This window comes from Corynebacterium camporealensis, from assembly GCF_000980815.1.
Taxonomy (GTDB): Bacteria; Actinomycetota; Actinomycetes; order Mycobacteriales; family Mycobacteriaceae; genus Corynebacterium; species Corynebacterium camporealense.
Map to the genome: position 1 here is coordinate 449,998 of NZ_CP011311.1, position 26,286 is coordinate 476,283.

Here is a 26,286-nt window from a genome sequence, read left to right on the forward strand (position 1 = left end):
ATGACACAGCAGCCAGCGCCCACCGGCACCTGGGCCTCCCTAGCGCACGCCTTTTCTTCTTTCCAGCGCCTGCGCACGGAGGTCCTCGCCGGCCTGGTCGTCGGCCTAGCCCTCATCCCGGAGGCCATCGCCTTTTCCATCCTCGCCGGTGTTAGCCCCGCCGTCGGCCTCTACACCTCCGTCATCCTCGCCGTCGTCACCTCTTTCTGCGGCGGCCGCCCCGCCCTCATTTCCGCTGCCACCGGCGCCATCGCGCTCGTTGTCGCACCCGTCGTCGCCAACCACGGCGTCGAGTACCTCATCGCCACCGTCCTGCTCGGTGGGGCGCTGCAGCTGCTGCTGGGGGCGGTGGGCATCGCAAAGCTGCAACGCTTCATTCCCCGCTCGGTCATGCTGGGCTTTATCAACGCCCTCTCCCTACTCGTCTTTTTCGCCCAGCTCACCCACCTCATCGGCGTCCCCTGGGCGGTCTACCCACTAGCCTTGCTCGGCATCGTCATCATGCTCGCATGGCCAAAGCTCACCACTGCCATCCCCGCCCCGCTCATCGCCGTCATCGCGGTCACCGTGGTTAGTTACTTCACCAACGCCGGCGTCCCCACCGTCGCCGACATGGGCGAGCTGCCCTCGACCCTTCCCGCGCTCCTGCTTCCCGATGTCCCGCTCACCCTCGAAACCCTAGAAATCATCGCCCCCTACGCCCTGTCCTTCGCCGTCGTCGGCCTCATGGAATCACTCATGACCGCCAAGCTTGTCGATGACATCACCGACGTCCACTCCAACAAAACCCGCGAAGCCTACGGTCAAGGCATCGCCAACATCGTCGCCGGTCTCTTCGGCGGCATGGGTGGCTGCGCCGTCATCGGCCAGACCATGATCAACGTCCGCGAATCCCGCGCCCGCACCCGCTTATCGACGCTGCTATCCGGCCTCTTCCTCCTCATCCTCGTGCTGCTGCTTAGCGATGTCGTCGGCCACATCCCCATGGCAGCCCTCGCCGCCGTGCTCATCGCGGTATCTCTTGCCACCATCGACTGGCATTCGCTCAACCCGCGCACCCTGCGTGTGATGCCGCTGTCGGAGACCATCGTCATGTTTGTCACCATGGTCGGCACCCTGGGCACGGGCAACCTCGCCATCGGCGTTGTCCTCGGCGTGGTCACCGCCTCGCTCATGTTCGCCCGCCGCGTCGCCCACCTGGTCACCGTCACCAAGTCCGACTCGGATTCCCCGCGCACCTACTTTGTGCGCGGCCAACTCTTCTGGGCCTCGTCCAACGACCTGGTCTACCAATTCGACTACCTCGATACTGCTGACGAGATTGTCATCGACTTAAGCGGTGCCGAAATCTGGGACGCCTCGACTGTTGCCACCCTGGATTCCATCACTCGCAAATTCGATGCCAAGGGCAAGACAGTTCACCTCGCCGGCCTCGACGGCCCCAGCCTCCAGCGCCTCAAAAGGCTCCAAGGCCTTCTACACGATTAGCCCTTTTCACGCCACAGAATCCGATTTTCGCCTGTGGATAACTCGCAGTTTTGACTCAATGGCGTCAGTTATCCACAGATTTGGCTGATTTCGAAGATTTTCTCTTGTCGGTACTTGCGCGGTTTCTTAGCGTGTGAGTCATGTGCTTACAGACTTACTTCGCAGAACTCGGCCGAGGCATCGACCTCGTCGCCGAGTGCGAAGGCATGTCTGCCGACGACCTCACCACCATGGGCAGCACGCCTGCCGATGCCGCCGAACTCCTCGACTTCTATTTCATCTACTTCGGCCCCACCAAATACACCCGCAAGCAGGACACCGCCGTGCGCATGGCCCGCGCCCGCGGTCTCGCGCTGACCGTGCTGCGCGAGATTGAACGCTTCGTCGGACGCATCAAGAACCAGCTCGACGCCTGGAACCTGCGCATCGAACTCTGCACAGCTGACGATGCCAACCGCGCCTCCCTCGCGCGCCGCCGCCTCCGCGAACTCAGGCCCAAGCGCGAACCCACCGAGAAGGCGAATATCACTCAGCACGACAACGGCCTGGCCACCTTCCGCGTTACCGGCAACTCCGCCGATCTCACCGATATCTTCCAGCAAATCGACCAGCAGAAACCCGCCGAGAGCTTCATCCAAAGCTACTTCGGCGACAACCCCACCGCCCGCACCACCCCGTCTGTCATGGCCGTGCTCGGACTTGCCGATTACTGCCGCCTCCTGCGCGGCGACAACACCGACATCCGCGCGGAGCTGACCAACGGCGCCACCATGACCGGCACCGAACTCATCGAGCGCGCCTTCCTCGACCAGGGCTTGGTCACGCTCATCGGCCGCGAGGACGGCCCCGTCGACCTCTATCGTTTCCAGCGCTTCGCCAACGAAAAGCAACGCGCGATGCTCATGGCCGAATTCCCGCACTGCGCCTGGCCCGGCTGCCGCGTACCCGCCTCCCAGTGTCAGTTCCACCACTTGAAATCCTGGGACGGGGGAGGGGAGACGAATATCTCCAACCTCATCCCGCTGTGTCCGCACCATAACGGTGCCAACGAAGACGACGTCGACATCCCCCAGGTCCGCGGCCGCATGACCCGCATCAACGGCCGAGTCGCCTGGATACCACCCCGCGGCGGCCGCCCCATCTTCGTCGGCCGTTCCTCCACCGGCGACCCACCCGTACCCGTTCCGCACGACTACGTCTCGCGGAACCAGTCAACGGACCCGCCGGACGGTTAAATCGACACCCCAAGCACGCAGTTGAGGCGCCTCGCGCGCCCCTTCAGCGTGCCTACAGGTAGTTTTGTTTACTTGGCCTCGAAAGGCTGGCCCAGCTCCGGGCGGAAGTAGCCCGGCAGCGCCAGCTTGTTGCCCAGCACGTTGTCGGTGAAGTTCTGCCCGAACTCCGATAGGACGGCATCGTGAATCGGTACGACCATCTCCGGCGACAGCTCACGGGCGTAGTCGGCAGCTTCGGTGCTGCGTGCCCACGGACCGGCAATCGGCAGCAACAGTGTGCGCACCTCACCCGGCAGCTCGGTGATGAACTCATCGCCCGGGTGCAGCACGCCCTCGGCCAAATAGCCAAGATTCACCGGACGGGGCACCTCCGGGTGAATGGGGTGGTGGCGCCCGCCCACGGCGCGAATGCGCAGGCCCAGCACCTCAAACTCGTCGCCGCTTTCCACGACGGTGCAGTCACCCTTCGTCTCGCCAAGCTTGTCGGCGACGTCCTGCGGTCCCCAGACCGGCAGTCCGCTAGCCTTCACGGCGTCGACGTCAAAGTGGTCAGGGTGGATGTGGGTGAGCAAGACGGCATCGGCATCTTGCAAGCACGCGCTGTCGGTGGCGCTGCCCGGGTCGATGAGGATGCGGCCCTCTGGGGCCTGCATCGCGATGGTCGAATGTCCAAACTTAATAAGCTCCATACTCGCCACCCTAACCAAGTTCGAAAACCAAGATGGCCCCGACCACAAAGGTCGGGGCCAGAAGTGAGAAGTTACAAGATTACTTCTGCAGCTTCTCCAGGATCTCGTTGTACTTAGCGACCGGGCGCATCACCGAGGAAGTCTTCTCCTCGTTTGGCCAGTAGTAGCCGCCCAAGTCGGCTGGGGAGCCCTGGACGTCGATAAGTGCCTGTGCAATCTCATCGGCGTTCTCGTTCAGAGCGGCGGAGATCTCCTTGAACTGCTCAGCCAGCTCAGCATCGTCGGTCTGGTTTGCCAGCTCCTCAGCCCAGAAGGTGGTGAGGTAGAAGTGGGAACCACGGTTGTCGATCTCGCCGACCTTACGGGACGGGGACTTGCCCTCGCCCAGCAGGCGCTCGGTAGCACGGTCCAGAGCAGCAGCCAGCACGCCGGCCTTCTCGTTGCCGTTGGACTGGTTCTCGTGGCGGAAGGACTCAGCCAGCGCCAGGAACTCACCCAGGGAGTCCCAACGCAGGTGGTTTTCTTCCTGCACCTGCTGAACGTGCTTCGGAGCAGAACCGCCCGCACCGGTCTCGAACAGGCCGCCGCCTGCCATCAGCGGAACAACAGACAGCATCTTTGCAGAAGTGCCCAGCTCCAGAATCGGGAACAGGTCGGTGTTGTAGTCACGCAGCACGTTACCGGTCACGGAGATGGTGTCCTCGCCGCGGCGGATGCGCTCGACGGAGGTCTTGGTTGCCTCAACCGGGGAAGCAATGGTGATGTCCAGACCCTCGGTGTCGTGGTCCTTGAGGTACTTCTTAACCAGCTCGGTCAGGTTGCGGTCGTGTGCGCGCTCCGGGTCCAGCCAGAAAATAGCAGGCATGCCGGAAATGCGGGAACGGGTAACCGCCAGCTTGACCCAGTCCTGGATCGGGGCGTCCTTGGTCTGGCATGCGCGCCAGATATCGCCAGCCTCAACCTCGTGGGAGATGAGAACCTCGCCAGCGGAGTTGCGGACCTCAACGGTGCCTGCAGCCGGAATCTTGAAGGTCTTGTTGTGGGAGCCGTACTCCTCAGCCTTCTGTGCCATCAGACCAACGTTCGGCACGGTACCCATGGTGGTTGGGTCGTAGGCGCCGTTGGCCTTGCAGTCCTCGATAACCGCCTGGTAGACGCCTGCGTAGGAGGAATCCGGAATGACGGCGAGGGTGTCCTGCTCCTCGTCGTTCTTGTTCCACATGTGGCCAGAAGTACGGATCATGGCTGGCATGGAGGCGTCGATGATGACATCGGAAGGCACGTGCAAGTTGGTAATGCCCTTGTGGGAATTAACCATAGCCAGGTCCGGGCCCTCTTCCAGAGCCTTGTCGAAGGCAGCCTTGATCTCGTCGCCATTGGACAGGGAAGACAGGCCGTCGTAAATTGCGCCCAGGCCGTTCTCGCCGTTCAGGCCAGCCTCGAGCAGCTCGTCGCCGTACTTGTCGTAGACGTCAGCGAAGTAAGCGCGCACCACGTGGCCGAAGAGAATTGGGTCGGAGACCTTCATCATGGTGGCCTTCAGGTGAGCGGAGAAGAGCACGCCTTCTTCCTTAGCGCGAGCAACAGCATCACGCAGGAAGGAATCCAGGGCCTTAGCGGACATGAAGGTGCCGTCGACAACTTCGTCCTTCAAAACCGGCAGCTCCTCGAGCAGGGTCTGCTCGCCATCGGCGGTGACCAGCTTGATGCTCAGGGTGTCTTCTTCCGGAATGATGACGGACTTCTCGTTGTGGCGGAAGTCGTTGTCAGCCATGGTGGCGACGTTGGTCTTGGAATCAGAAGACCACTCGCCCATGGTGTGCGGGTTCTTCTTCACGAAGTTCTTGACCGCTTCCGGTGCACGACGGTCGGAGTTGCCCTCACGCAGAACCGGGTTCACAGCAGAACCCTTGACGGCGTCGTAGCGAGCCTGGATGTCCTTTTCCTCATCGGAGGTCGGGTTATCTGGGTAATCCGGCAGGTCGTAGCCAGCTTCCTGCAGCTCGGCAATAGCCTTCTTCAGCTGCACCAGGGATGCAGAGATGTTCGGCAGCTTGATGATGTTAGCTTCCGGAGTCTTAGCCAGCTTGCCCAGCTCAGCGAGGTGGTCGTCGACCTTCTGCTCTGCGGTCAGACGCTCTGGGAACTGAGCGGCGATACGTGCGGCAACCGAGATGTCGCTGGTTTCGACATCGATGCCTGCGGTGGAAGCAAAAGCCTCCACGACCGGCTTGAAAGAGTAGGTGGCCAGCAGTGGGGCTTCGTCAGTACGAGTCCAGATAATCTTCGACATAGTTCTCCTAAATCTAGAAAATGATTCAACCTACTAGGCTACCGGTTTTTCTAGCTTCCCTCAGCAAATCCGCGTTTCCAATACCCCATAAATGACACCTGCGCTCGCGGGATGCCAGCGTCGCGGACCAACATTCGGCGCATCTGCTTAACGATGCCCGCCTCCCCCGCAATCCACCAATACTCACCCTCGGCGGTGGTCGGGCTGTCCAATTCCTCCCCTAAGGAGGAGTAGTTCGGCGTTTCCCAAAACGTACCGGGGCCAGAATCCTCGGTGGTGTCCGCCGCAGTTGGGGTCTGCCCCAGTTGCGTCGCGAGTGCATCGATAAGCGCGGTGCCCGCCGGGCCGGTGCGGTCCGGCCAGTGGATGTCGACGCCTGCGGGGCGGAGTAGCTCCTGGCGGTCAGCGGGGTCAGGCAGGTCGAGATGCACGGTGCCGCGCAGGCCTGCGGGCCATTCAGTGAGTATCTGCGCGATGGCGGGAAGCGCAGTGTCATCGCCATAGAGGTGTGCGGTATGCGCGTTGCCGGGATTAAATTCGATGCCGGATCCGGAGTCGTCGTTAAGCGTGGGGGCGATGACGTGGATCTGGTCGCCGGGACGAGTGTGGGTGGCCCAGTGGGAGGCAGGCCCGTGGTGGAGGGCGAAGTCGATGGTGAGGAGGCCATCGGAAAGCGCGCGCACAGAATAGGTGCGCATGACCCCACGGGTGGCGGGATCGGCCGCGCGCCAGGTGCCAAACCAGTCTTCGGGCAGGTCGATAAGGCCATGTGGGCCGGGCAGAATGAGTTTGATGCGCAGGTCGCGAATCGGAACGGCCGGACCCATGTTGTCGAGACCGGAGAGGCGGACGCGTTGGAAGTTCGGGGAGATGCGCTGGCTATCGATGACCGTAGCGAGGTAGGGGATAAAGCTCACTTCTGCTCCTCGGGTTGGCGACGGTGGTGGCGGCCCATGGGCATTACGGCGGGCAGACCGGAGGTGGGGTCGTCGACGATGTGCGAATCGATGTCGAAGACGTCGCGGACAAGTGCTTCGTTGAGCACGTGGTGCGGTGTGCCGGTGGCGGCGATGCGACCGCCTGCAAGTGCGATGAGCTCGTCGCTGTAGCGGGCAGCCAGGTTGAGGTCGTGGAGGACCATGACGATGGTGGTGCCGCGCCGGTGGTTGAGGTCGGTGAGCAGGTCGAGGACGTCGAGTTGGTGTTTGAGGTCGAGGTAGGTGGTGGGTTCATCGAGAAGCAAAATATCGGTGCGCTGGGCCAGGGCCATGGCGATCCAGGCGCGTTGGCGCTGTCCGCCTGACAGCTCATCGATGGGGCGTTCCGCCAGGTCCGCCAGCCCCGTCGCTTCGAGCGATTCGGCGACGATGTCGTAGTCTTCTGCGCGCCATTGCCCGAAAAAGCCTTGGTGTGGGGTGCGTCCGCGTCCCACGAGGTCGGCAACGCTAATGCCGTCCGGTGCGAGCGGTGTCTGGGGCAGTAGACCCAGCTGCCGGGCCAGAGGTTTCGCCCCGATGCTGTCCAAAGGCGCGCCGTCTAAGGTGATGGCGCCGTCGAGGGGTGTGTGCAGACGGGCGAGTGCTCGCAGGAGGGTGGATTTGCCGCAGCCGTTTGCCCCGACAATCGAGGTGATTTTTCCGGGCGTGATGTCGATGCTGAGCTTATCGATGACCACCCGGTCCCCATAGCCCAATCGGAGGTTCTGCGCGCTTAAGTGTGGTGCCAAGGTCTTACTCCTAACGGGTGGAACGGGTCAATAGATAGATAAGGAAGGGTGCGCCGATAATGCCGGTGACCACGCCAACGGGGTAGTGGGTGCCAAACGCCCAGTTACCGACGAGGTCCGCAGCCAACACAATGAGCGCTCCGGTGAGGGCTGCGGGCAGGATGAGGGACGGGCCGGGGCGGAAGCATCTGCTGGCGATGGGCCCTGCCATAAACGCCACGAACGCAATGGGTCCGGAGGTGGCGGTGGCCAAGGCGATAAGTAGGACGGCGCCGCCGATGGCGGTGATGCGCACCAGGTTAAGGGGGATGCCGAGGGTGGAGGAGAGGGCATCGCCAAGCTGGAGCAGACGGAGCTGATGGGCAAGACAGACCAGTAGGGGCAGGAGGATGACGACGCCAACGAGCAGCGGGGCGGCGCGTTCCCAGCTCATGGTGTTCAGCGAGCCGGTGAGCCAGCGGGTGGCGGTCGGTAGGTCCCAGGCGTTGGCTTGGGATAGCACGAAGGTGGTCCAGGCCTGCAGGAGGGCGGCGCAACCGATGCCGATGAGAATCATGCGGGTGCCGGTGAAGCCGGATTTGAGCGAGAGCAGGTAGATGGCGGCGGCGATAAGGAGGGAGAAGAGAAGGGCGATAAGGGAGACCATTGTTTGGCTGAGTTGGAAAAAGACGATGGCGGTGACACCGGCTGCGGCTGCACCGGCGGAGATGCCGATGATGTCGGGCGAGGCTAGCTGATTGCGCAGCAGGGTTTGGAAAATAACGCCCGCGGTGCCGAAGGCGAGGCCGGCGGCGACGGCGACGGTGGCACGCGGGAGGCGAAGCTCGCCGACGGTAAAGGATGCACCGGAGACGGTCTGGCCGGTCAGCGCGCCGAGGATGTCCGCGGGGCTGTAGAAGGTCTCGCCGATCATGAGGCTGATAAACCACAGCGCCACGACGGCGGTGAAAAGGAGCGCGAGGCGGAGGTAGTGGCTGCGGTAGAGCGCGCGGCGTTGCTGGCGAAGCTGGGTAGACAAGCTCATAGTTCACGCACCTTCGTTCGTCGGACAATCCAGATGAAAACGGGGACGCCGATGAAAGGAGTCATGACGCCGACGGCGACTTCCTCGGGGCGCACCAGTACGCGGCCGAGCGTGTCGGCGGCGGTCAGGAGGAAGGCGCCGCCAAGAGCGGTGGCGGGCAGGAGCCAGCGGTGGTCGGTGCCGAGCAGGAGGCGCAGGATGTGCGGGACGACGAGGCCGACGAACGCGATGGGGCCGGCTAGGGCGGTGGCGACGCCGCACAGGATAACGGCGCCGGTGGTGGCCAGGAGGCGGGTGCGGGCGACGTGGGTGCCGAGGGAGGAGGCGAGGTCATCGCCAAGTGCAAGGGCGTTAAGGCCTGGGGAGCAGGTGAGCAGGAGGATGGCGCCGAGGAGAAGCAGCGGGGAGGCGAGGGCGAGGCTGTGCCACTGCGCGCCGCCGACGGAGCCGATTTGCCAGAAACGGAATTGCTCCATGACTTCGGCGCGGGGCAGCAGGATGGCGCTGACGGCGGAGGATGCTGCGGCGGCGGTGGCGGCACCGGCCAGGGCGAGTTTGAGGGGGCTGGCGCCACCTTCGCCGCGGCTGCCGATGAAGTAGACGAAGCAGGCGGCGGCAAAACTCCCGAGGATGGCGACCAGCATCGTGGGGACGGTGGCGTGCAGGCCGAAGAAGGCGATGCCGATGACGACGGCCAGCGAGGCGCCGGAAAGGACGCCGAAGACGCCGGGGTCGGCAAGAGGATTGCGGGTTACGGCCTGAAAGGCGGCACCGGAGCAGGCGAGCGCGGCGCCAACGACGAGCGCGAGCACGGTGCGGGGCAAGCGCACGGAGGCGGCGGCCGCACCGGCGGTATCCGTCGACCCGGTCAGCGCGGCGAGGGCTTCTGCGGCGGAGATGCTGCGCACGCCAAACATGACCGAAGCCACCACCGCGACGGCGGTGGCGGCCAGCAGTCCGCCCACGATGAGGGTTTTACGCAATTGTTAGTTCTCCAGGCCGTCGGCAAGCGCGGCGAAGTAGTCGTCAATACCCCACGGAATCGACAGCGGCGACGGGTTAGCGGCTGCACCCAGCGGGCCGTTGGGGAGGAAGACGATGTTGCCTTCGGCGACGGCGGGGATCTTGGATAGCAGAGGATCGGACTGCATGTCCTCGAGCATCTTTTTATCGTCGGCGTCGTTGCCGGTGGAGTAGCCGATGATGAGATCGACGTCATCGAAAAGCTCTGGCTCCTCGGTGGAGACCTCGACCCAGAACTCATCCGACTTCTCGGTGTAGTCGGATACGACCTCAGGCGCCTCCATGCCGTGGGAGGTAAGGAAGCTCATGCGCGGGTCGTCGTTGGTGTAAAAACCAATCTTGGAATCATCCGACGCACCACCAAAGGCGGTGAACAGGACCTTCTTGCCCTCCAGTTCGGAATTTTCAGAGAGGGCGTCGGAGGTTTGGGTCTCGAGGTCATCGATAAGCTTTTGGCCCTCGTCCTCCTTGCCCAAAGCCTTGGCGTTGAGCGCAGTCATGTCCTCCAGCGAGGTGCCCCACGGGATGTCCGGGTAGGCCACGACGGGCGCAATCTTGGACAAGGTGTCGTAGTCCTCCTGCGTGATGCCCGAGTAGGCGGCGAGGATGACATCAGGGTTGGTGTTGGCGATTTCTTCGTAAGGGATGCCGTCGGTTTCATCGAAAAGCGCAGGCTTATCGCCGTCGAGCTTCTCCTCGACCCACGGCATGATGCCATTGTCGTCGTCATCGCCCCAGGTGGCCTTGGACATGCCGACCGGGGTGATGCCCAAAGCGAGCGGGACCTCGTGGTTGCCCCAACCGACCGTCGCCACGCGCGCCGGGGCCTCCTCGATGGTGGTGGAGCCGAAAGCATGGTCCACCGTCACGGGGAACTGCGCGCTATCGGCGGCAACGGTGTTATCGGCGGCACCGTCGGACGAAGCGGAGTCGGACGAGCACGCCGCGAGACCGAAGGCGAGAGAGGTTGCGGCAACCACCGCGAGAATGGAACGAGAGCGCATGAGAACACCCCTTGAAGTTAGGTAAGGCTTACAGTATTCGCAATAGGTTAGTATAGCCTTGCCTACTCCGGCTAATCATGTGATTGTTCTCATAAGGTCGAGCGCGCTGTTGGGTTGCTCCCGCTGGCTTTTTTCTCCCAGGTGAGCCTGAGTATCCTGCGGAGAGTGAAATTTATTGAAGAAGCTCAGCTACATCGACGCCCGAAGCCGCTGCAGACGGAGATTACGAACCGCCGTCGCATAGTAGTGATGATTGCGCTAGCCATGGGCGGATTTGCTATCGGCACCACGGAGTTTGTCTCCATGGGCTTGCTGCCGATGATCGCCGCCGACTTCGGAATCGCCGAAGACCAGGCCAGCCACGTCATTTCGGCTTACGCGATGGGCGTGGTCATTGGCGCACCACTGATTACCGCCGTGACAGGCAAGATGCCGCGCCGCCGACTGCTGTTATTGCTCATGGCAGCATTCACCCTCGGCAATGCGTTGTCCGTCGTGGCGGATAATTACGCGGTATTGATGCTGGCCCGTTTCATCGCCGGTCTGCCCCACGGTGCGTATTTCTCCGTCGCCGGCCTGGCGGGCGCCTCGATGGCCCCGGCGGGCAAGCGCGGCCAAGCTGTGGCACTGGTCGGCATGGGTCTCTCCGTCGCCACGGTGGCAGGCGTCCCCGCGGCACAAGCCCTGGGTTCGGCGCTGGGCTGGCATGCGGCGTACGTGCTGGTTGCCTGCATTGGCCTTGCGACGTTTACCGCACTCTGGGTGCTGATGCCGCACATGGTGAGGATGCCGGCGACATCGATAAGCACGGAGCTCGGGGCATTTGCACGCCCGCAGGTATGGCTCACGCTGATTATGGGCGCGGTCGGATTCGGCGGCATGTTTGCGGTCTATACCTACATCACCTGGACTATGACGGAGCGCGCCGGGATGGGCGAGCAGTGGATGTGGCTAGTGCTCATGGCGTATGGCCTGGGCATGGTCGGCGGCAACCTCTTCGGCGGCAAGCTGGCGGACCGCAATCTGGAAAAGGGCATTCTGTTTGCGCTCTGCATGATTGTGGTGGTGCTGGTGTGCTTTTATTTCACCTCCCAGAACCCGTGGCTGGGCACGCTGAACTTCGGCCTGATTGGTTTCTTCGGCTCCACTTTGGTGCCTAGCCTGCAGGTGCGTCTGATGGACGTAGCTGGCGATGCCCAAACGCTCGCCGCATCACTGAACCACTCGGCGTTGAACATGGCTAACGCTTTCGGCGCGGCACTGGGCGGTGTCGTCGTGGGCGCGGGCCTGGGTTATGCCTCGCCGGCGCTGGCGGGTGCAGGCCTGGCGGTTGCGGCGATTGTTGTGTGGGTGATCACGCAGCTGGCCGCGAAGAAGGGTTAAACGGGGCCGCCTCGTTATGCTGGTGGGCATGTCTTTAACTATCGCTAGCGTGAACGTCAACGGTATCCGTGCTGCCTGCAAGCAGCGCAATGAAAACAACCCCGGAATGAATGCGTGGCTGGAGGACACGGCCGCCGATATTGTGCTGCTGCAGGAGGTGCGCGCCAATCCGAAGGAGACGGAAAAGGCGCTGGCGCCGTCGTTGGAGAACGGCTGGCACCTGGCTCAGGCTGAGGCTGCTGCCAAGGGGCGTGCGGGTGTGGCCATTTTGTCCCGCACACCGCTTGACGATGTCGAAATCGGCTTCGGCTCCTTCCTCGACTCCGGTCGCTGGATCGCTGCGACCACCGCCGGCGTGCGCGTGGCTTCGCTCTATCTGCCGTCTGGCGATACGGATTCGCCGAAGTTGGATGAAAAGTACCGCTTCCTCGATGAGTTCGCCCCGGTGCTGGAGGCTGCAGCGGAGGAGTACCCGAACATGGTCATCGGTGGCGACTGGAATATCTGCCACCGCGCGCAGGATTTGAAGAACAACAAATCCAACGAGAAGAAGTCCGGCCACTTGCCGGAGGAGCGTGCGTTCATGGACCACGTCTTTGGCACGTTCCCGGACGAGCAGCCGCAGGAAAAGAAGCGCCTGGGCGAGTGGTTCGGTGTTATCGATTACGACACCCGCACCGACTGGCAGCCGGCGGAGGAGCCAAAGTGGTTTGATGTGGCGCGTCGTCTAGCACCGGACGAAGACGGCCCGTACACCTGGTGGACCTACCGTGGTCAGGCGTTTAACAACAACGCAGGCTGGCGCATCGACTACCAGGCAGCCACGGCGAACATGTTGGATCGCGCAGAGCGCAGCTGGGTGGAAAAGGCACCGTCGGTGGAGCAGCGCTGGTCCGACCACTCGCCGCTGCTGGTTGAGTACAAGTAAATGTCGCCGCTGTTTACGGTTTTCTACGTCATCGGCATTACTGCTGAGTCGATGACGGCGGCGTTGTCCGCAGGTAGGCAGAAACTCGACCTGTTTGGCGTGGTGATGATTGCCTCCATTACCGCGTTGGGTGGTGGCACGGTGCGCGATATCGTGCTGGATAACTACCCGCTGACCTGGGTTGAGCATCCCGTCTACCTGCTGGTGGTGCTCGCGGCCGCAATCATTACGGTCTACACCTCTTTTCTGATGCACTACTTCCGGCACCTGTTTTTGGTGCTGGATGCGTTGGGTCTGGCAGTCTTTTCGATTCTCGGCACGCAAGCCGCCTTGGCGATGGGGCACGGCTACCTCATCGCGATCGTGGCAGCGGTGATTTCGGGTGTCTTCGGCGGCATCCTGCGTGACCTGCTCTCCGACCGCGTCCCGCTGGTCTTTTCCGGTGAGTTCTACGCCTCGATTTCGGTGTTGGCCTCCGCGCTGTACATGGGGCTCATTCAGCTCACCGTGCCGCCGGAGCTGGCCGCGATCGCCACGCTGTTCGTTGCCTTCGGTGCGCGCTTGGCCTCGATTTACTTCAAGAAGGGCCTGCCCGTCTTCGAATACCAGGGTGCTGGTCAACCGGTGGACCCGCGTCTGCGGCTCTCGGCGCGGATTGTGCGCAACGGGGCGCGGGCGGCGCGTCGTAAAGCAGGTGCGGCCCGACGCACCTTGCGTTTCGATGCCGCACGCTACTCGAACTATCTGCGCAAGACCGGCAAACACTCCCGGGGCTCTGCGCACCTGGATCCGGAGCAGCAGTGGAAGGTGAAAAGGCGGAAGAAGGCTTCCCCCGTTATTCACAAGCGTCCCAAGAATTGGTAGACTTACGGCGTTAAAAACTTCTGGCAAAAGACTGGAGATTCGATGACCCGCGCAATTATTTACTTCGTTCTCGGTGCCGTGCTGCTGGCTCTCGGTATCTGGTGGTGGACCGTGGTAGGCCCATCCTTTGCCTTCCTGGCACCGATTACCCTGCAGGGCATCGGCGGCGCCTTCATGGTGGCTGCTCTGGCAGTGGCTCTCGATGTCAAGAGCCCGACTGCTCGCAAGCTCTAGTCGATATCCTTCAAAGGTTTACCCCCTCCCGCTGCGCTACTGGCGCGCGGTCAGGGGGTTTAACTCTGCCATGGCAAGGACCTGGCAGTAGACTAGGAGGTTATGACTGAAAGCAATACTGCCTCCCGCGTCCTGTCCGGTATTCAGCCCACTGCGGATTCCTACCACCTGGGTAACTACCTAGGAGCTTTGAAGCAGTGGATTGATCTGCAGCATTCCTACGATGCTTTTTACTTCATCCCGGACCTGCACGCGATCACCGTGGAGCAGGACCCGGCCGAGTTGCGTCAGCGCACCGTCGCCGGTGCCGCACAGCTTATCGCCCTGGGCATTGACCCGGACGAATCCACTCTGTTCGTGCAGTCGCACGTGCCAGCCCACGCGGAGCTGACCTGGGTCCTGCAGTGCCTGACCGGCTTCGGTGAGGCATCCCGCATGACGCAGTTTAAGGACAAGTCCGCCAAGCAGGGCACCGACCGCACCACCGTTGGTCTGTTTACTTACCCGATGCTCATGGCCGCCGACATCTTGCTGTACTCCCCGCACTACGTGCCAGTCGGTGAGGACCAGCGCCAGCACCTGGAGCTCACCCGCAACCTGGCGGAGCGCTTCAACAACAAGTACGGCGAGACCTTCCGCGTGCCGGAGCCTTTCATTCCAGAAGGTGCAGCGAAGATTTACGACCTGCAGGAGCCAACCGCGAAGATGTCGAAGTCGGGTGCGAACCCGAAGGGCATCGTCAATCTGCTCGACCCGCCGAAGACCTCTGCCAAGCGCATCAAGTCCGCCGTGACCGATGACCTCGGTGAGGTGGCCTTCGACCGCGAGAAGCAGCCGGGTGTGTCCAACTTGCTGGTTATTCAGTCGGCGCTGACGGGGGAGTCGGTAGATGAGCTCGTCGATAAGTATGCAGGCAAAGGCTATGGCCACCTGAAGGTCGATACTGCCGATGCGCTGCAGGCATTTACCGAGCCGCTGAAGCAGCGTTACGACGAACTCATGGATGACCGCGGCGAACTCGAGCGCATTCTGGCCAAGGGCGCACAGCGTGCCAGCGAGATTGCCGAGCCGCTGCTCGACCGCGTCTACGACAACGTCGGCTTCTTACCACGTATGCGTTAATGCGAGTATCCTGGGCGTGCACTTCCCGCGCGCCGCAGCGTGAAATGATTGCCCCGAAATTGAAAAGCTTAAGGACAACCTAGTGGCCACGAGTACGCAAACAAACGAAGACAAGACAGACGACTACGGCATCGAGCGCGTTAACGCTGATGACCCGGGCGCTGTCGACAAGGTGCGCGATCGCTCCGAAACCGTCGACCACCTCATGCGCATGCAAGATCGCTACGGCGCTGAAGGCGGTAACCAGTTCTCCGCGGGTATTACCTATTACTCGGTGCTGGCAATCTTCCCGATCTTCATGATCACCATCGCGGGTATCGCGACCTTCCTGTCGAATCGCCCGGACCTCTTCCAGCAGCTGCAGGACCAGATCACCAGTTCCGTGGATGGCGAGCTCGGTGAGCAGCTAAGCCAGATGTTGGAGACCGCCATCGACCAGCGCGGTGCCATGTACGGTATCGGCGGTCTGACCACCCTGTGGTCCGGTTTGGGCTGGATGAATAACCTGCGCATCGGCATTTCTGCGATGTGGGGTATTGACGCCAATGAAGGCGGCAGCTTCATCGGTAAGAAGCTTTCTGACCTGGTGGGCCTGATTGGTCTGCTGGTCGCCCTGCTGTTGGCCTTCGGTATCACCGCCGCCGGTTCCTCGGGCCTGACCCAGCGCATCTTCGAATGGGTCGGCATCGAATCCTTCCCGGGCATGGGTTGGGTCATCTTCGGCGTAGGCCTGCTGCTGGGTCTGCTGGCCAACTTCCTGGTCTTCTGGTGGCTGCTGGTCGTCCTGCCGCGCACCAAGGTCCCGAAGAAGTCCGGCTTCAAGGGCGCAGTCCTCGGTGCGATTGCGATGGAGGTCCTCAAGCAGCTGTCCACCGTGATTCTGTCCTCGGCTACCGGCAGCCCGGCCGGTGCGGTCTTCGGCCCGGTCATCGTCCTGATGGTCGTGATGTACCTGATCTGGCGCGTGGTGCTCTACCTGTCCGCGTGGACCGCAACGACCGAAGAGTCCATGGAACTGGTCAAGCCGAACGTTCCGGAACCAGCGGTTATCCGCGTGCGCAACGAAATCAAGGAGCAGCCTTCTACCGGCTTGAGCATCGGTGTCGGCGCTGCGATTGGCGCGGTGGCTACCGGCGCGATTGCGTTGTTGCGTCGTAAGTAAACGCACTTGCTGCATCAGGGGCGAAAGGCATTTATGATGTGCTGATATGAGCACATCGCCTTTCGTCCCAAATTTGTATCAGCACTACGACCTGCGTCCTAGTGATAGTTGCGATGGGCTCTACATTCTTTTGTCCGCGGAGGACTCCCGCAAGGCTACACTCGGTGTGCCCGAGGATTCCCCAGAACGGCAGGGGATGGGCATGGCAGCCCGGGTGCTGCGTTACCCACAAACGCGCGAGCTTTACGATGCCGCTTTAAACTCCGGCAAGTCCATCCGCTGGTCTGATCTGGAGCACCTTAGTCGTCACGGGGAGTGGCCGCAGATGCAGGCGTCGGCGGGGATGCAGGGGGCATCGCAAAGCAGCCCTTATGCAGCAGTAAAGGATCCGACCAAGAACGAGTCGCCGTACGCGCACAATCCTTTCAAACCGCACCCACAGGGCCCGGTGCCGGCGGTCTCGCAGCAAGCGCAGATGGATGCCGTCGCGCAGCCGCAGCGCGTGCCGAGTGGAACGCGTAACTGGATGGCCGTGGGCGATTACTTCCTGTTCAACATGTCAGCCGGCGTTATTGCCGCGGGCCTAGGAATCAACGAAACCATCAACACCGTGGGCTTTTGGGTGGTCTATACGCTCGTGCTGATTGCGTATGTGGTCGGTTTTGAAACCTATGCTGGCGGCAGCCCGGTCAAGCTTATGGCTGGCTACCGCGTGCAGGATGCCACGACCGGTAAGAAACTAAGCTTGCAGCAGTCCGCGAAGCGCAACTGGTGGCGCCTGGTGTCGATGGTGCCGGGTATCGGCCAGCTAGTCTCTTTTGTCGCCGCGATTGGTTACAGCTTGTCTATCGACGAGCATGACGGCCACGGGAAGCACGACCGCGACGCGAACGCCCAGGTAGTAAGAAAGCCACAGCGATAGCAATCAGCACGCCGACTAGTCCGATTGCGCCCCAGCCCAACCAGCGGGATTGGGTGAGGTTTTGCGCCATGACGGTCGGTGGGGTGGTACTCGCCGGGGCGGGCTCCGTGGTTTCTGGTGCTTCGGTTTCTTCCGGTTCCGGGATGAGCGTTCCTACGCCTTGTCCGGCGGGGACTTGGTAGGCTTCGTGGAGCAGCATCTGGGCTTGCTGCCAGGCGCGAGGGCCGTGGTCGACGGTGGTGTTCAAGATGATGGCCTGCAGGCGGCGTCCGTCCCGGTCGAGCGCGCCGACGAAGGTGTGGTGCGCATCATCCGTGTAGCCGGTCTTGCCGCCGATGCCGTCGGGGTCGTTGAGGAAGAGCCCGTTGTCGTTCCACAGCTCGTAGCCGGGGACGTCGCCGTAACCAGGGAAGTCGCGGTGATCGGTTGCGACTAAGCGGGCGAACTCCGGCTCGGCGAAGGCGGCGCGGTAGATAACCGACATATCGCGTGCGGAGGTCTGCATGCCTGGGGCGTCGAGGCCGGAGTAGCTCGCGGCGTATGTAGAGGTCGCGCCGAGTTCCTGGGCTAGGGCGTTGACTTTGCTCAGCGCGGCTTCGTCGCCGCCGACTTCCTGGGCCAGGGCGTGGGCGGCATCGTTTCCGGAGGCCATGAGCAGACCGGCCAGAAGTTCTTCGATGGTGTACTCGCCACCTGCGCCAATGCCGACCGCGGAGCCATCAATCGCGGCTGATTCTTCGGAGACAGTCACCTTCTTATCCAGTGGTACCTCGCGTAGGACGACCATCGCCAGCAATGCCTTAATCGTGGAGGCCGGACGGTAACGCCCGTTGGGGTCTTTCATGGCGATGATTTCGCCGGTATCCAGATCAGAAATCATCCAGGCTGCAGCCAACACGTCCTCGTCGACTTCGAAGCCCTCCGGTGCGGTGATGCCGCAAGACTCATCGCTTTCTACCGGCGGCAGCGGGGCAGGGGCCTGTTGCCCTGGGGCAAGACGCTCCGAAGTCGTCACTGGCTCTTGCGGTTGCAGGCGCCAGGGGCAGGTGTCGGTATCCGGTGCCTCAGTACGCGTCGGAGTCTCCTCCACGGCTTCGTCGTCCGCGGGTTCAATTTCCTGTGCGCCGGCTGTGGCGGGGCCGAGTAGAAGTGCACCGGCTGCGAGCACGCTGATAATTCTTTTCATGACATGACACATCTTAGGCCCGTGCCTACGATGGACTGCATGCATGACGCGCCCTTAATTAGTCCCGAAAACAAAGATGCGGCTTCTGAGATTGTCGCCAACCTGCCCAAAGTAGTCCTCGACCTGCGTTTCCAGCCGACCGGGCAGCCCGAGTCCCCGGCGGAACTCAGCGCCGAATTGGGTGACTACCTGCACACGCTTATCGACGATAACGTCGTCTACGCCGAAATCGACTTCGATCCGCAGGACTACTCCTTCGGGACGGACGCTGCCACCGAAGCAGCCATTTCCACTGTTGCCGAGTCTGAGCTCAACGCGCGCCTGCTGCTGCCGGGCACCTTTGCGATGGCCCGCCAGGGCGACGTCGTCGTTGGTTCCTACCTCCAGGGTGAGGTCGAGCCGCAGGTTGCCGAGCAGCTGCGCCAGAACTTCGTGCCTTTCAGCGTCGATGTCGAATGCGCCGAGTTCGAAGACGTGGTCAAGGCTGTTCAAAACGGTGCGATTCGTCTGCGCCAGGCAACACAGCTTATCGATGACTTCAGCGCCGACCTCGACGGCATCCACCCCGGCAACGCTTCTGCCTGGGTCCGCGATCGCCACATCGCCGTCTGCTTCGCGCTAACTGCCGATGAGAACCTGCCCGACCATCCGCTTCCGCTGCTGCAGCAGCTCGGCTTTACCTGTGCGGTTGCGCCGGCGGGCAAGGGGGCATCGGCAAGCGCAGTGCTGCGTGCACTCACCGAAACCTTCGGCTACGGCCTCGAAGAGTTCTTCGACCTGACCGTCAAGGCCATCGAGAACTCATTCGCCAGCGAAGAAGAACGCCAGAAGCTGCTGGAAGAAACCATCTTGCCTGCGTACGAAGAATTGTCCGCAGAATTTGATGGCGGCGTCGACGAAAACGTCGACGCAGATGAGAACGAAAGCGACAGCTAAAGGAGAACCATGACTTCCATACTTTTCGTAGTTACTGCCGCTGACAAGTGGACACTTGCCGATGGCACCGAGCGCGAAACCGGCTTCTGGGCCGAAGAACTCATCGCGCCGCACCGCGTGTTTAGCACCGCCGGCTGGGATATCACCTTCGCGACCCCGGGTGGCAAGGCCCCGGTCGTCGACGAAATGAGCCTGGACGTGCTTCCAGAACAGGTGCAGATGGCGCAGGAGAATTACCTCGCCGAAATCGGTGTGGCCTTGGAGGATCCGCTGGACCTGGCCGAGGTCAATCCGGATGATTATGACGCGGTGTTCTACCCGGGCGGACACGGCCCGATGGAGGACCTGTCCTCCGACGCGGAGAGCGCACGCATCATCCGCGCATTCCTCGACAATGGTCGCCCGCTGGGTCTGGTCTGCCACGCACCCGCCGCACTTCTGGCGACGGCCGAGGGCGATAACTGGCCGTTTAAGGGCTGGGAGATGACCGGATTTAGTGATACTGAAGAAGGCGATTCGGTGGACGTCGCTAAGTGGACGCTCGAATCCCGCCTGCGCGAGTTGGGCGCAAAGTATGAGGCTGCGGACCCACTGCAACCGAATGTGGTGGTGGACCGCAACCTGTATACCGGTCAGAATCCGGCGTCGTCGGAGCCGCTCGCGCAGAAGATGATGCGCGACCTCCGCTCTTAGAACTTGGAGAAGCGCTTAACCAGCATCTCCTCGAGTCCCTTCCAGGACTCAGCGTGCTCGTTGTAGGGCTTGGACGGCACGTAGCCTGCGTGCTCGGTGGAGCCGAGCATGTAGCCCAAGTAGTCCTGGAAGCGCGGCTTGGACAGCATGTAGGAGTTAATCGAGTCATCGCCAGCCCAGTCGGCGGCGTCGGCACAGACTTCGTAGCAGCGGTTCATCTGGTCGGAATCGACGTGCTCGGGGCCCTTTTCGATATCGCGCACCAGACCGTTAAAGGAATACAGGTTATCCGGGTGGACGGTCACTTCTAGCTCGCCGGCATTCGCAGCGGTGACGATCTCTTCCCACGTCGACAGGCGTGCTAGGTCGTGGTCGTCATTGTCGCGAATCCAGCGCACCAGGTGCTTGCCGGTCGGGAAGGTGAACATCTCACCCCACTTGCCCAAAAAGACCGGGGAGCCGTCGATGTAGGTGCGCAGGGTGTAGACCGACTTCATATCGATGGTGATCTTGATCGGGTCAATACCCGCGGCAGCCCACACGGACTTGTCATAAGGATCGGCGGCTTCATCGCGGGCCTTGCGCTCTTCGGCGGCTTCATCGCGGGCCTTGCGCTCTTCGGCGGCGCGCTCGCGGGCCTCGGCGGCAGCGGCGGCAGCAGTGGCGATACGGCCCTCGGCGTCCTTGACCTTCTCGGAGTCGAACTCATCGGCGGCAACCACGCGCACGTGCTTGTCGAGTTCCTCGATGACCTTCGCCCAATTTTGCACCACGACGCGGCCCACACCGGACCACTCGCTCATGCCCTGATCCCCGGTGTAGTGATCCGCACCGCGGGCGGTGTTGCCCAAAATGGAGTGCGAGGCGAAGAAGATGGTGGTGTGCTCCGCGCCGGTGACCGCGGCGAGCGATTCGGCGATTTCGAAGTTACGGGCAACCGTCGAGACGTTCTCGTGGCTCGGGCGACCGGTTAGGGCCTCCGGCAGACCGATGAGGTCGTAGACGTCGCGGTCCTTCGGCTCGACGCGGTGGGCATCGCGAGCATTCCACTTGTCCCAATCCGGGTGGTCGAGCAGGTCGTGCTTGGTGCCAGATTCGATAAAGCACAGCAGTTGTGCTGGGGTTTCGAAGGCCAGTACGGATTCGTCATCGCCTAAAAAGGCTTGCCACTCCGTGCCATTTTGGCGCCACTTAGGCGCCCAGAGGGTGTAGAAGTCGCCCTCGGTCAACGAAATCTGAACAGGAACAATTGCGCGTGCGTTCATGGCAGCACAGTTTACCCGGTCGGCCTCCAGAACCCCTGAAAGGCCATCCCCATATTTGACGTTCGAAGCGGATTCGTCTGCACGGGGTCGCCGGCCTCGACGATTTCGCCGCCGCCTTTATACATCGCGACGTGCCCATCCCAGACCACCAAGTCACCCGGTTGCAGCTCCTCGGCGCTTACTTGCTTTCCGATGGCCTGCTGGTCCGCCGTCCGCGGCAAATCCACCCCAGCCTGCCCCCAGGCCCATTGGGTCAGCCCGGAACAGTCAAAGCCACCGTTGCCAGTTCCTCCCCAGACATAGGGCGTGCCCACCTGCGACAGGGCAGCATCGACGGCGGCTTGGCCTTGCGCGGATCCGCCCTCGGACTCCGTGTCAGCAGGTTCCACGACGTCGGAGGCCGACGAAGTAGATGTCGGCGGTTCAATCGACGGGGGAGCAGAACCCGCACCGGAATTGGCAATGGTCGGGGCAATCTCGCGCTGACCAATAGGCAGCAGTTCGGTGGCCAGGCCTGCGAGTTCACCGGCAAGGTCTTTGATGCGCGCCATGCCCTGGGCCAGGTGCTGGGCGGCGAGCATTTCCAGGCGGGCACGCGCCGCAGCCTGAACGCCGGGATTCGGAACTAGCAGACCAATAGCGACGGGAATGCCGCGTTTGATGAGGTTCAACCCAATCCCGATGAGGTCCTGGATGGCAGCCTGACACAGCTGCTTGGCACGCGCGACCGCGGAGCGAATGGCATCGCCATCGAGTTGTAGCTGGCTGGCGGAATTGAGCATCGGCTCGGGATTGCCGTGGGCGATGCGGGCGAGTGGTTCGGCGGCGGCGACATCCGGAACATTCGGTAAGTCGACGTCTGGAATAGTCGCCGGTGCCAGGTTGGAGATTTCTTTGACGGCGGTGGCAATCATGCGCGCACCGCCTGATCGAAGGCGGAGGTGAGGTCGGTTTCGATGCGGGTGGCATCGTCAAGCATGCGGAAGCTGAAGTCTGCCGCGGCCGCAGCGTCTGCCCGCAGTGAGGTGGTGCGGTCTTGGACGTTGCGGACTGCGGTGCCAAGGGCTTGGGTGAAGTGGCCGATGGTGGCATCGTCAGGCAGTGCGGGCAGGGCAGGAGTCGTGCCTTGCGCACCGGTGTGCAGATCGTTGGCGAGTTGGCGGACGTGGTCAAAATCAAAAGCAAAAGTAGTCATACTCTATTGGACTGCCAAAATGACCAAACGGTTCCCAAAAAGTTAAAGTAGGTTCCATGGATATCCACCTAGTAGATCACCCTTTGGCCGCCTCCCGTCTGACGTTGATGCGGGATGCGCGCAGTGACAACACGGCATTCCGCGCGGCTTTGAAGGACTTAGGCACCATGCTGGTCTACGAAGCATCGCGCTCCCTGCCGGTTGAAAATTTTGAACTCAAGACCCCAGTCGCGACCACCGAAGGTACCCGCCTGCAGGACCCGCCGATTATCGTGCCGATCATTCGCGCTGGTCTGGGCATGATTGACCCAGCACTGGCGATGATTCCGGATGCCCAGGTCGGCTTCATTGGCATGGCGCGCAATGAGGAAACCCATCAGCCGGTGCCGTACCTGGAGGCGCTGCCGGAGGATTTGAGCAACCGCACCGTCTTCGTGGTGGACCCGATGCTGGCCACCGGTGGTTCGCTGCTGCACTCCCTGCAGCTGCTGGCCGACCGCGGCGCGACGGATATCACCGCCATTTGCATGGTCTCGGCGCAACCGGGCGTGGATGCGCTGGCTGAATCCGGCCTCCCGGTGCGTTTGGTCACCGCGGCCATTGATCCTTCGCTGAACGAGGATGCCTACATTGTGCCGGGGCTTGGCGATGCCGGCGACCGCCTCTACGGACCACGCAACATCGACTTTTAAGCTACGGTGTCGGGTACAGAGTCTGAAATATTTGAGGGGGAATCAGACATGTACCACGGGGGATTGGTGTGGGCAGGCTATGCCCACACTTTTGCGTGTAACCTGCGCGCCACGCGGAAACGCCGCGGGATATCCCAGCAGCTCTTGGCGGAGTTATCTGGGGTATCGCGGAATCAAATTTCGAACTTGGAGCGCAATGACAACAACGCCACGACGATGGCGGATCCGCAGCTATCGACGGTGTACAAACTCGCGATGGCACTCCGCGTGCCACCAGTGGTGCTGTTGCCCGTGATGGACGTGCCGGAAACTTTCGTGGCGAGTGTGAAACACGTGGCTCCTTTTAGTCAGGAGCACGTGGATCAGCAATTATTTTTGCTCGACGAATTCCGCTTTAAGCTGGAGCAAAGCAAAACCTAAGCGGGGGCGACTTACTGAACTGCTTGGTCTAGTTGTATGCTTCTTTAGAACTTGCTTCTTAAAGCCGCATCAGGGAGGTAGCCATGATCTCAGCATTCGTTAGCGAGTGGTTTGATACCCACCGCGCGGAGGTTGTGTCCTGGCGCCGCCACATTCACCGGAATCCGGAGACTTCCAACCAGGAGGTCGAGACGACGAACTTCCTGTGCCGCGTGCTGGAAGAATACGGCCTGCATCCGCGTCGGTTCCCGGAAACTGGCCTGTTGGTCGACATTGGTCCCGACACCGAGCAGGGTCGCGTGGCTTTCCGTGCAGATATCGATGCCCTGCCGGTCATCGAGGTCACCGGCTTGGAGTTCACCTCGGAAAAGCCGGGCGTGATGCACGCCTGCGGTCACGACGTTCACACCACGATTGCGCTGGGCCTGGCGTGTGCGCTGGCGGATTTGGAGCGCGTGCAGCCGCTGGAAATCGGTGTGCGCGTCATCTTCCAGCCGGCCGAGGAAGTCTGGGTCGGCGGCGCCACCGACGTTATCGAGTGGGGTGCGCTCGAAGGCGTGCACTCCATTTACGCCGTGCATGTGGAGCCGAAGCTGCGCGTGGGCCGGATTGGCGTGCGCGCCGGCGCTATTACCTCAGCTACCGATGTCGTCGAGCTCAACCTCACCGGCCCCGGCGGCCATACCTCGCGCCCGCACCTGTCTTCCGACGTCGTCTACGCCCTGGGCAAGGTCATCACTGACCTGCCGGGGCTGTTGTCGCGCCGCGTTGACCCGCGCACCGGCACCGTCCTGGTCTTTGGCCAGGCGAATACCGGCTACGCCCCGAATGCGATGCCGGAATCGGCGTACCTGTCGGGCACGATGCGCACTGCTGATATTGCAATTTGGCGCGAGATTCAGACGCTGTTCTCCGAGCTGGTCGACCAGGTTCTGGCACCCACCGGGGTGCAGCATGAGCTGACCTACCACCGCGGTGTGCCGCCAGTGCTTAACGATGACGTCGCCACCGCCCTGCTTGCCTCTGCCGCTCAGGCCATCGACCCGCAAGCGGTTGTGCAGGCCCCGCAGTCCTCTGGCGGTGAGGATTTCTCCTGGTACCTCGAGCAAGTACCCGGTTCTATGGCGCGTCTGGGCTGCTGGTCCGGCGAAGGCGAGCAGCACGATCTGCACATGGGTGACCTGGTCGTCGACGAGCGTGCGATTGATGTCGGCGTGAAGTTCTTCGGCTCCGTGGTGGAGCAATTCTCTGGTTCACAACAGGCTGAAAGCTAGCTGGATGGGCCATTAGGGGTGCTAGGCGTTAGACTCGAAAGCGACTTTAAGCAGTGAAGCATTGTTATAAGGAGCTTTGAGTGTCTAATAAGGCCAAGCGAATCGTCATCATCGGCGGTGGCCCCGCCGGCTACGAGGCCGCACATGCAGGTGCCAAGTATGGCGCAGAAATCACCGTCGTCGAGGACCAGGGGATGGGTGGCTCCGGCGTTATTCTGGACTGCGTTCCTTCCAAGTCCTTCATTGCAGGTGCCAACATTAAAACCGACCTGCGTCGTGCCGACGACATGGGTCTGAACACCGGCCACGGCGATACCTTGATGCCGCTGGAACAGCTGAACCAGCGTGTGCTCGACCTGGCGCACAAGCAGTCCGAGGACATCTACAACCGCATGGGCGAAATCGGTGCCCGCGTCATCAACGGCCGTGCGCACTTCCCGGAAGACCAGAACGCTGAGCACTTCGGCGGCCACAAGGTCGTTGCCGTGCACAACGACAGCGGCGAGGAAGAAGTTCTCGACGCCGATCTGGTTCTCGTAGCCACTGGCGCGACTCCCCGTATCCTGCCGGGCGCCAAGCCAGACGGCGAGCGCATCCTGACCTGGCAGCAGGTCTACAACCTCACCGAGCTGCCGGAGCACCTCATCGTCGTGGGTTCCGGTGTGACCGGTGCGGAGTTCGTCTCCGCGTTCGCAGAAATTGGCGTGAAGGTCACCATGGTGGCTTCCCGCGACCGCATTCTGCCGCATGACGATGCCGACGCCGCCGACACCCTCGAGACCGTACTTGCCGAGCGCGGCGTCGAGCTGGAGAAGAACTGCCGCGTCGAAACCGTCACCCGCACCGAGGATGGCGGCGTGCTGGTCAAGACCCAGGACGGCCGCGAAATCAAGGGCTCGCATGCCCTGATGTCGATTGGTTCCATCCCGAACACCCAGGATCTCGGCTTAGAAAACGTCGGCGTGGAAACCACCGATTCCGGCCACATTCAGGTCGACCGCGTCTCCCGTACCAACATCACCGGTATCTACGCTGCGGGTGACTGCTCGGACCTGTTCCCGCTGGCATCGGTAGCTGCAATGCAGGGCCGCGTCGCGATGTACCACGCACTCGGCGAGGGTGTCTCCCCGCTGCGCCTGAAGACCGTCGCAACCGCCGTGTTCACCCGCCCGGAGATCGCCGCTGTCGGCTTTACCCAGGACGAAATCGAAAACGGTGAGGTCGCCGCCCGCACCATCACCATGCCGCTGAACACCAACCCGCGTGCCAAGATGCGCTCGCTGCGCCACGGCTTTGTGAAGCTGTTCTGCCGTCAGTCCTCCGGTCGCGTCATCGGTGGCGTCATCGTCGCCCCGACCGCCTCCGAGCTCATCCTGCCGGTCGCAGTCGCTGTGACCAACCAGCTCACCGTGAACCAGCTGGCCGATTCCTTCGCGGTCTATCCATCGCTGTCCGGCACCATCACCGAGGCAGCCCGCCGCCTGGTCGCCCACGACGACCTCGAATAGGAACTAAACGCTGGTCGTGA

At 62.2% G+C, this 26,286-nt stretch carries 26 protein-coding genes; 15 read left to right on the forward strand and 11 right to left on the reverse strand.

Annotated features, from left to right (window positions below):
• Positions 1-1,488, forward strand: a complete 1,488-nt coding sequence (locus tag UL81_RS02250) for a SulP family inorganic anion transporter (protein WP_046453210.1) — start codon at positions 1-3, stop codon at positions 1,486-1,488.
• A gap of 140 nt (positions 1,489-1,628) precedes the next feature.
• Positions 1,629-2,723, forward strand: a complete 1,095-nt coding sequence (locus UL81_RS02255; RefSeq protein WP_144407158.1) for an HNH endonuclease signature motif containing protein — start codon at positions 1,629-1,631, stop codon at positions 2,721-2,723.
• 68 nt (positions 2,724-2,791) lie between these two features.
• On the opposite strand, the gene UL81_RS02260 is transcribed toward UL81_RS02255, so the two are convergent.
• From UL81_RS02260 to UL81_RS02290, 7 genes are all read right to left on the reverse strand, one after another.
• On the reverse strand, positions 2,792-3,412 hold the full coding sequence (locus UL81_RS02260) for an MBL fold metallo-hydrolase (RefSeq protein ID WP_035106667.1): 621 nt from the start codon (positions 3,410-3,412) through the stop codon (positions 2,792-2,794).
• A 79-nt stretch (positions 3,413-3,491) separates the two neighbouring features.
• A complete protein-coding gene (locus UL81_RS02265; RefSeq protein WP_046453211.1) occupies positions 3,492-5,705 on the reverse strand; it encodes an NADP-dependent isocitrate dehydrogenase in 2,214 nt (737 codons plus the stop codon).
• A gap of 50 nt (positions 5,706-5,755) precedes the next feature.
• Positions 5,756-6,622, reverse strand: coding sequence for a siderophore-interacting protein (locus UL81_RS02270; RefSeq protein WP_035106669.1), 867 nt, complete (start codon positions 6,620-6,622; stop codon positions 5,756-5,758).
• Positions 6,619-7,431 carry an ABC transporter ATP-binding protein gene (locus tag UL81_RS02275; RefSeq protein WP_035106671.1) on the reverse strand — a complete coding sequence of 271 codons (813 nt, stop codon included), beginning with the start codon at positions 7,429-7,431 and terminating at the stop codon, positions 6,619-6,621. The genes UL81_RS02270 and UL81_RS02275 overlap by 4 nt, the downstream gene beginning before the upstream one ends.
• 10 nt (positions 7,432-7,441) lie before the next feature.
• Positions 7,442-8,455, reverse strand: coding sequence for a FecCD family ABC transporter permease (locus UL81_RS02280; RefSeq protein ID WP_035106672.1), 1,014 nt, complete (start codon positions 8,453-8,455; stop codon positions 7,442-7,444).
• Complete coding sequence (locus UL81_RS02285) at positions 8,452-9,372, reverse strand: FecCD family ABC transporter permease (protein WP_081961584.1); 921 nt, start codon at positions 9,370-9,372, stop codon at positions 8,452-8,454. Before UL81_RS02285 ends, UL81_RS02280 begins: the two co-directional genes overlap by 4 nt.
• A 69-nt stretch (positions 9,373-9,441) precedes the next feature.
• Positions 9,442-10,482, reverse strand: a complete 1,041-nt coding sequence (locus UL81_RS02290; RefSeq protein WP_046453212.1) for an iron-siderophore ABC transporter substrate-binding protein — start codon at positions 10,480-10,482, stop codon at positions 9,442-9,444.
• 249 nt (positions 10,483-10,731) lie between these two features.
• Between UL81_RS02290 and UL81_RS02295 the strand changes: the two genes are divergently transcribed.
• The 7 genes from UL81_RS02295 to UL81_RS11445 all read left to right on the forward strand — a co-directional run bounded on the left by UL81_RS02295 (position 10,732) and on the right by UL81_RS11445 (position 17,097).
• The gene (locus UL81_RS02295) at positions 10,732-11,865 is read left to right on the forward strand and encodes an MFS transporter (protein ID WP_035106674.1); all 1,134 of its coding nucleotides are present in this window, start codon (positions 10,732-10,734) and stop codon (positions 11,863-11,865) included.
• 28 nt (positions 11,866-11,893) lie between these two features.
• The gene (locus UL81_RS02300; RefSeq protein ID WP_035107016.1) at positions 11,894-12,793 is read left to right on the forward strand and encodes an exodeoxyribonuclease III; all 900 of its coding nucleotides are present in this window, start codon (positions 11,894-11,896) and stop codon (positions 12,791-12,793) included.
• A complete protein-coding gene (locus UL81_RS02305) occupies positions 12,794-13,657 on the forward strand; it encodes a trimeric intracellular cation channel family protein (RefSeq protein ID WP_046453213.1) in 864 nt (287 codons plus the stop codon).
• A gap of 42 nt (positions 13,658-13,699) precedes the next feature.
• Positions 13,700-13,891, forward strand: coding sequence for a hypothetical protein (locus UL81_RS02310; RefSeq protein WP_035106675.1), 192 nt, complete (start codon positions 13,700-13,702; stop codon positions 13,889-13,891).
• A 102-nt stretch (positions 13,892-13,993) separates the two neighbouring features.
• The gene (gene trpS / locus UL81_RS02315) at positions 13,994-15,013 is read left to right on the forward strand and encodes a tryptophan--tRNA ligase (protein ID WP_035106676.1); all 1,020 of its coding nucleotides are present in this window, start codon (positions 13,994-13,996) and stop codon (positions 15,011-15,013) included.
• A gap of 82 nt (positions 15,014-15,095) precedes the next feature.
• Positions 15,096-16,175, forward strand: a complete 1,080-nt coding sequence (locus UL81_RS02320) for a YhjD/YihY/BrkB family envelope integrity protein (RefSeq protein ID WP_035106677.1) — start codon at positions 15,096-15,098, stop codon at positions 16,173-16,175.
• Positions 16,176-16,221: 46 nt separating this feature from the next.
• The gene (locus UL81_RS11445; protein ID WP_082099148.1) at positions 16,222-17,097 is read left to right on the forward strand and encodes an RDD family protein; all 876 of its coding nucleotides are present in this window, start codon (positions 16,222-16,224) and stop codon (positions 17,095-17,097) included.
• Here UL81_RS11445 and UL81_RS02330 read toward each other — a convergent pair.
• A complete protein-coding gene (locus tag UL81_RS02330) occupies positions 17,021-18,283 on the reverse strand; it encodes a D-alanyl-D-alanine carboxypeptidase family protein (RefSeq protein WP_046453214.1) in 1,263 nt (420 codons plus the stop codon). The genes UL81_RS11445 and UL81_RS02330 overlap by 77 nt on opposite strands.
• Positions 18,284-18,322: 39 nt before the next feature.
• Between UL81_RS02330 and UL81_RS02335 the strand changes: the two genes are divergently transcribed.
• Positions 18,323-19,219, forward strand: a complete 897-nt coding sequence (locus UL81_RS02335; RefSeq protein ID WP_179944107.1) for an amidohydrolase family protein — start codon at positions 18,323-18,325, stop codon at positions 19,217-19,219.
• 9 nt (positions 19,220-19,228) lie between these two features.
• A complete protein-coding gene (locus UL81_RS02340) occupies positions 19,229-19,912 on the forward strand; it encodes a type 1 glutamine amidotransferase domain-containing protein (RefSeq protein ID WP_035106683.1) in 684 nt (227 codons plus the stop codon).
• On the opposite strand, the gene UL81_RS02345 is transcribed toward UL81_RS02340, so the two are convergent.
• The 3 genes from UL81_RS02345 to UL81_RS02355 are packed head-to-tail and all read right to left on the reverse strand — an operon-like array spanning position 19,909 to position 22,372.
• Entirely contained in the window at positions 19,909-21,177 is a 1,269-nt protein-coding gene (locus tag UL81_RS02345) for a hypothetical protein (protein ID WP_035106684.1), read from the reverse strand. The genes UL81_RS02340 and UL81_RS02345 overlap by 4 nt on opposite strands.
• Before the next feature lie 11 nt (positions 21,178-21,188).
• Complete coding sequence (locus UL81_RS02350; RefSeq protein WP_035106685.1) at positions 21,189-22,091, reverse strand: C40 family peptidase; 903 nt, start codon at positions 22,089-22,091, stop codon at positions 21,189-21,191.
• Entirely contained in the window at positions 22,088-22,372 is a 285-nt protein-coding gene (locus UL81_RS02355; protein WP_035106687.1) for a hypothetical protein, read from the reverse strand. The genes UL81_RS02350 and UL81_RS02355 overlap by 4 nt, the downstream gene beginning before the upstream one ends.
• Before the next feature lie 56 nt (positions 22,373-22,428).
• On the opposite strand from UL81_RS02355, the gene upp reads away from it, so the two are divergent.
• The 4 genes from upp to UL81_RS02375 all read left to right on the forward strand — a co-directional run bounded on the left by upp (position 22,429) and on the right by UL81_RS02375 (position 26,266).
• Complete coding sequence (gene upp / locus UL81_RS02360; RefSeq protein WP_035106690.1) at positions 22,429-23,064, forward strand: uracil phosphoribosyltransferase; 636 nt, start codon at positions 22,429-22,431, stop codon at positions 23,062-23,064.
• A 48-nt stretch (positions 23,065-23,112) separates the two neighbouring features.
• Positions 23,113-23,484, forward strand: coding sequence for a helix-turn-helix domain-containing protein (locus UL81_RS02365; RefSeq protein WP_046453215.1), 372 nt, complete (start codon positions 23,113-23,115; stop codon positions 23,482-23,484).
• 83 nt (positions 23,485-23,567) lie between these two features.
• Positions 23,568-24,758 carry an amidohydrolase gene (locus UL81_RS02370; RefSeq protein WP_035106692.1) on the forward strand — a complete coding sequence of 397 codons (1,191 nt, stop codon included), beginning with the start codon at positions 23,568-23,570 and terminating at the stop codon, positions 24,756-24,758.
• Between the two features lie 80 nt (positions 24,759-24,838).
• The gene (locus UL81_RS02375) at positions 24,839-26,266 is read left to right on the forward strand and encodes an NAD(P)H-quinone dehydrogenase (RefSeq protein WP_046453216.1); all 1,428 of its coding nucleotides are present in this window, start codon (positions 24,839-24,841) and stop codon (positions 26,264-26,266) included.
• Positions 26,267-26,286: the final 20 nt, after the last annotated feature.